Source organism: Chromobacterium sphagni, assembly GCF_001855555.1.
Lineage (GTDB): Bacteria > Pseudomonadota > Gammaproteobacteria > Burkholderiales > Chromobacteriaceae > Chromobacterium > Chromobacterium sphagni.
The window spans coordinates 1-4456 of the sequence record NZ_MKCT01000101.1 but is presented as its reverse complement, the minus strand read 5'-3'; the positions used below and the strand labels follow the sequence as shown (position 1 = coordinate 4456).

The 4456-nt window shown below is 71.2% G+C and carries 6 protein-coding genes and 2 pseudogenes; all 8 read left to right on the top strand.

The genetic code is table 11. The annotated features are described in order from the left end of the window. Position 1: 1 nt before the first annotated feature. Positions 2–226: pseudogene (locus BI344_RS26290) on the top strand (beta-ketoacyl synthase N-terminal-like domain-containing protein); the annotation flags it as partial. A 115-nt stretch (positions 227–341) separates the two neighbouring features. Beyond that, a pseudogene (locus tag BI344_RS26285) lies at positions 342–548 on the top strand (hypothetical protein); the annotation flags it as partial. 58 nt (positions 549–606) lie between these two features. Beyond that, positions 607–1137 carry a KS-MAT linker domain-containing protein gene (locus tag BI344_RS25065; protein WP_071115002.1) on the top strand — a complete coding sequence of 177 codons (531 nt, stop codon included), beginning with the start codon at positions 607–609 and terminating at the stop codon, positions 1135–1137. Next, complete coding sequence (locus tag BI344_RS25685) at positions 1092–2192, top strand: KR domain-containing protein (RefSeq protein WP_071115001.1); 1101 nt, start codon at positions 1092–1094, stop codon at positions 2190–2192. Before BI344_RS25065 ends, BI344_RS25685 begins: the two co-directional genes overlap by 46 nt. Next, the gene (locus BI344_RS25680) at positions 2162–2569 is read left to right on the top strand and encodes a KR domain-containing protein (RefSeq protein WP_071115000.1); all 408 of its coding nucleotides are present in this window, start codon (positions 2162–2164) and stop codon (positions 2567–2569) included. Before BI344_RS25685 ends, BI344_RS25680 begins: the two co-directional genes overlap by 31 nt. Beyond that, positions 2515–2880 (top strand): hypothetical protein, encoded by a 366-nt coding sequence (locus tag BI344_RS25675; RefSeq protein WP_139167127.1) that lies wholly within the window; start codon positions 2515–2517, stop codon positions 2878–2880. Before BI344_RS25680 ends, BI344_RS25675 begins: the two co-directional genes overlap by 55 nt. Then, entirely contained in the window at positions 2847–3674 is an 828-nt protein-coding gene (locus BI344_RS22435; protein ID WP_241499454.1) for a type I polyketide synthase, read from the top strand. The genes BI344_RS25675 and BI344_RS22435 overlap by 34 nt, the downstream gene beginning before the upstream one ends. Next, on the top strand, positions 3626–4456 hold an 831-nt coding region (locus tag BI344_RS22430; protein ID WP_139167126.1), incomplete at its 3' end, for a beta-ketoacyl synthase N-terminal-like domain-containing protein. The genes BI344_RS22435 and BI344_RS22430, both read left to right, overlap by 49 nt.

The window sequence follows — 4456 nt, the reverse complement described above, 5'->3', positions numbered from 1 at the left end:
CATGTGCTCGTCGTCGCTGACGGCGATACACGAAGCGTGCGAGCACCTGAGGCGGGACGAGTGCGAACTGGCCATCGCCGGCGGGGTCAACCTCTATCTGCACTCCAGCAACTACGTGATGCTGTGCATGGCGCGGATGCTGTCGCCGCAGGGGCGTTGCCGCAGTTTCGGCGGCGGCGACGGCATGGTTCCGGCCGAGGGCGTGGGCACGGTATTGCTGAAGCGCTTGGATCAGGCGAGGCGGATGGCGACCATGTTTACGCCACCATTCTCAGCAGCAGCATCAACCACGGCGGCAAGACCCACGGCTACACGGTGCCAATCCGGGCGCGCATCGCCAGTTGATAGCCGACGCGATCGCCAAGGCCGGCATAGACGCGCGGGCGATCAGCTATGTCGAGGCGCACGGCACCGGCACCGAGCTGGGCGACCCGATAGAGGTGGCGGGGCTGAGCCAGGCCTTCCAGGCGCAGACGGCGGACACCCAGTTCTGCGCGCTGGGCTCGGTGAAATCCAATATCGGCCACGGCGAAAGCGCGGCGGGGATCGCCGGGCTGACCAAGGTGCTGCTGCAGATGCGGCACGGCCAGCTGGCGCCCAGCCTGCATGCCGGACACGCTGAACCCGCACATCGACTTCGCGGGCAGTCCGTTCTTCGTGCAGCGCGAGCTGCAGGAGTGGAAGCGTCCGTTGCTGACGGTGGACGGCGTCGAGCGGGAGTATCCGCGAATCGCCGGCATCTCGTCCTTCGGCGCCGGCGGGGCCAACGCGCATGTGATCGTCGAGGAATATGTCGACCGCCGGTCGTGGCCGGCGATTGCCGGGCCGGCGGCCATCGTGCTGTCGGCGCGGACCGAGGCGGAGTTGCGGACGCGGGCGCAGCAGCTGCTGGACGCCTTGCGCGGCGGGCGGTACGACGACGCGGACCTGGCAGACATCGCCTACACGCTTCAGCTGGGGCGCGAGGCGATGGAGGACCGCCTCGCGATGGTCGCCGGCTCTATCGGCGAAATCGAGGCAGGCTTGCAGGCCTTTGTCGGCGGGGGCGACGCCGGGCGGCTTTCCTCGGCCAGGCCCGCAGCGGCAAGAGCATGCTGGGCGCGTTGGCGCGGGACGACGAGTTCGATGAAACTATAGACAAGTGGGTAGCCAGGAAGAAGCTGGGCAAATTGCTGGAGCTGTGGGTCGCCGGGCTGGAAATAGACTGGTCGCGACTGTACGGCGCGCGGCCGCCCCGGCGCATCAGCCTGCCCACCTATCCGTTCGCCCGCGAGCGCTACTGGCTGCCCGAGCTGGGCGCGGCCGCGGCGACGCCGCCGGCCCCGGCCCTGGCGCAGCCCGCCGCCCTACTGGAGGGCGAAGAGTATTGGCAGGCCGCCGCGGCCGGCCCGGCGGTCGACGTCGAACGATTGACGCTGCTGCACTTCTGCGACGACGACGCCGAGAGCGCCCAGCTGGCGCAGCGGCTGCGGCGGCCGCTGCTGCAGATCCGCAGCGGCGACGCGACGCGCCGGCTGGGGCCGCAACGCTACCAGGCGGCCGGCTGCGATGAAGCCGCCTTCGACGCGCTGTTCGCGCTGCTGAAGGCCGACGGCGCCGCCGCCGGCGGCTATGGCGTGCTGTACCGCTGGGCGGAAGGCCAGCCGCGGCTGCCGGCGCTGCGCGCGGTGCTGCGCGCCGCGGTCGGCGCCAGCCTGCCGCTGCGCTATCTGCAGCTCAGCGGCAGGCTGGAGGCCGGAGCGCTGGGCAGCTGCCACGACCTGTCGCAGATCGGCTTCGAACGCTCGTTGGGCCTGACACTGCCGCAACTGGACGTGGGCGTGCTGTTCGGCGACGCCGGCGGCTTGAGCGTGGAGCAGATCGCCGCCGAGTGGGGCCGTCCGGGCGTGACGCGCTATCAGGGCGGCGAGCGCCAGCGGCTGGCTTGGCGGCCGTTGGCGGCGGAAGCCGCGCCGGCGCTGTCGCCGCTGCGCAGCCGCGGGGTGTATCTGATCAGCGGCGGCGGCGGCGGCCTGGGCGAGCTGTTCGCCGGCCACCTGGCGCAACGCTGCCAGGGGCGGATCGCGCTGCTGGGTCGGCGGCCGGCCGATGCCGGGATGGAAGCGCGGCTGGCGCGGCTGCGGCGCAGGGGGCCAGCGAGGCGGTCTACTACCAGGCCGACGTGGCCGAGCGCGAGCAGGTCGAGCGGGTGATCGCCGACGTGGTCGGGCGCTGGGGCGGGGTGCACGGCATCGTGCACGCGGCCGGCCTGGAATCGACTCGCTCGCTGCTGGAACAGGACGCCGACGGTTTCGCCGAGGTGCTGCGGGCCAAGCTGGACGGGACGCGGGCGCTGGACGAAAGCAGCGCCGGTCTGGCGCTGGACTTCGTCTGCTACTTCTCCTCGTCGGCGGCGGCGCTGGGCGATGGCGGCGGCTGCGACTACGCCAGCGCCAACCGCTTCCTGATGGCTTACGCCGACTACCGCGAAGCGCAACGGACGGCGGGGCGGCGGCAGGGTCGGACGGTGGCGCTGTGCTGGCCGCTGTGGCGGGCTGGCGCATGGGGGCGGTGGGCAGCGAAGCGATAGAACACTATCTGCGCAGCAGCGGGCAGCGCTACCTGGAACAGGCGGAAGGGCTGCAGGCGTGGGAGCGTGCGTTGCACGGCGGCCAGGGGCAGCGGCTGGTGCTGGCCGGCGAGCCGCAGCGGCTGCGTGCGATGCTGAACCGTCGCTACGGCGTCGAGGCGGCGCGTCCGGCGGCGGGCGAGCTGGGTCCGCAAGTGCTGGCCGATGTGCAGGGGCGGATCGCGGCGATTCTGAAACTGCCGCTGGAGCGGCAGCGGCCGACAGCAACTTCGCCGACCTGGGCTTCGACTCGATTGGTCTGGCGCAGCTGAGCCGGCAGTTGAGCGCGCACTTCGGCTTCGACGTGGCGCCCAGCGTGTTCTTCAACTACAGCACGCCGGCCCGGCTGAGCCAGCATTTGGCCGAGACGCAGCGGGCGGCGCTGAGCGCGCGCTACGCGGTGGCGGAGGAGCGGGTCGAGCCGGTTGAGATGGTCGAGCCGGCGGCGCCTGTCGCGACGGCTGCAGCGGGAGCGGGGGACGGGGTGGCCATCATCGGACTATCGGTGCGCACGGCGGGCGCCGAAGACGCGGACGAGCTGTGGCGTCTGCTGCTGGAAGGGCGCAAGCAGATAGCGGAAGTGCCGGCGGAGCGGTGGGACTGGCGGCCGTACTACGGCGGAGCCGGGGCGGCGGACAATCGCATCGCCAGCAACCGGGGCGCCTTCCTGGCGGAGCTGGACGCGTTCGACTCGCTGTTCTTCGAGATCTCGCCGCGGGAAGCGCAATGGATGGACCCGCGGCAGCGGCTGATGCTGCAAGAAGCGTGGCGGGCGTTCGAGGACGCCGGCTACACCGGGCGCGGCTGCGGGGCAGCGACTGCGGGTGTACATCGGGGTGGAGGAAAGCGCGGCGCAGCCGGAAGCGTCAGGACTGGCGACCAGCCACCACAACGGCATTCTGGCGGCGCGGATCTCGTATGTTCTGGATCTGAAGGGGCGAATCTGGCGTTGAACACGGCGTGCTCGTCGGGTTTGGCGGCGGTGCACAGCGCGTGCCAGAGCGTGCTGCGGGGCGAATGCGGGATGGCGCTGGCTGGCGGGGTGAACGTGCTGAACTCGCGCTGACCTATCTGGCGCTGAGCCAGAGCGGGATGCTGTCGAGCGACGGGGAGTGCTATGCCTTCGACGAGCGGGCCAACGGTCTGGTGCCGGGTGAGGCGGTGGCGGCGGTGGTGTTGAAGCGGGAGTCGCAGGCGCGGGGGGACGGTGACGCGATCTACGGGGTGATTCGGGCGAGCGGGATGAACTACGACGGCCGGACCAACGGCATCACCGCGCCCAGCGGCCTGGCGCAACGGCAGCTGATCGTCGACGTGTTGCGGCGGGGCGGCATAGACGCCGGTCAGGTGGGCTATGTGCTGGGCCATAGCGTGGGGTCGCCGATGGGCGACCCGATAGAAGCGCAGGCGTTGGGCGAGGCGCTGCAGGGCGGCCATTGCGTGCTGGGCTCGATCAAGCCGCTGATCGGTCATACCTTCGCCGCTTCCGGCGTGGTCAGTCTGATCGGGATGTGCCTGGCGCTGAAGCACAGGCGGATGCCGGGGACCGCCAACTACCGGCAGGCCAACGCGTATATCGACGCGGCGAACGGTCCGCTGCGCATCGAGCCGGCGGCGCAACCCTGGGAAGGGCGGGGCCGGCACGGGCTGGTCGGCGCGACCGGCATGAGCGGCACCAATGTGCTGGTGCTGCTGGGTGAAGGGGAGCCGGAAGCGGCGGCGGAGCGGGACGGCGAAGCGCTGCTGGTGCTGTCGGCGCGGGAAGAGGCGGTGCTCAGGCGCTACGCGGAGAAATTGCGCGGCTATCTGCAAAGGGAACCGGGGTCCGGTCTGGCAGACGTGGCGCGG

Excerpts from the sequence above, each read along its gene's own strand:
- BI344_RS25065 (WP_071115002.1), top strand. The coding sequence starts at position 607 with ATGCCGGACACGCTGAACCCGCACATCGACTTCGCGGGCAGTCCGTTC.
- BI344_RS25685 (WP_071115001.1), top strand. The coding sequence starts at position 1,092 with ATGCTGGGCGCGTTGGCGCGGGACGACGAGTTCGATGAAACTATAGAC.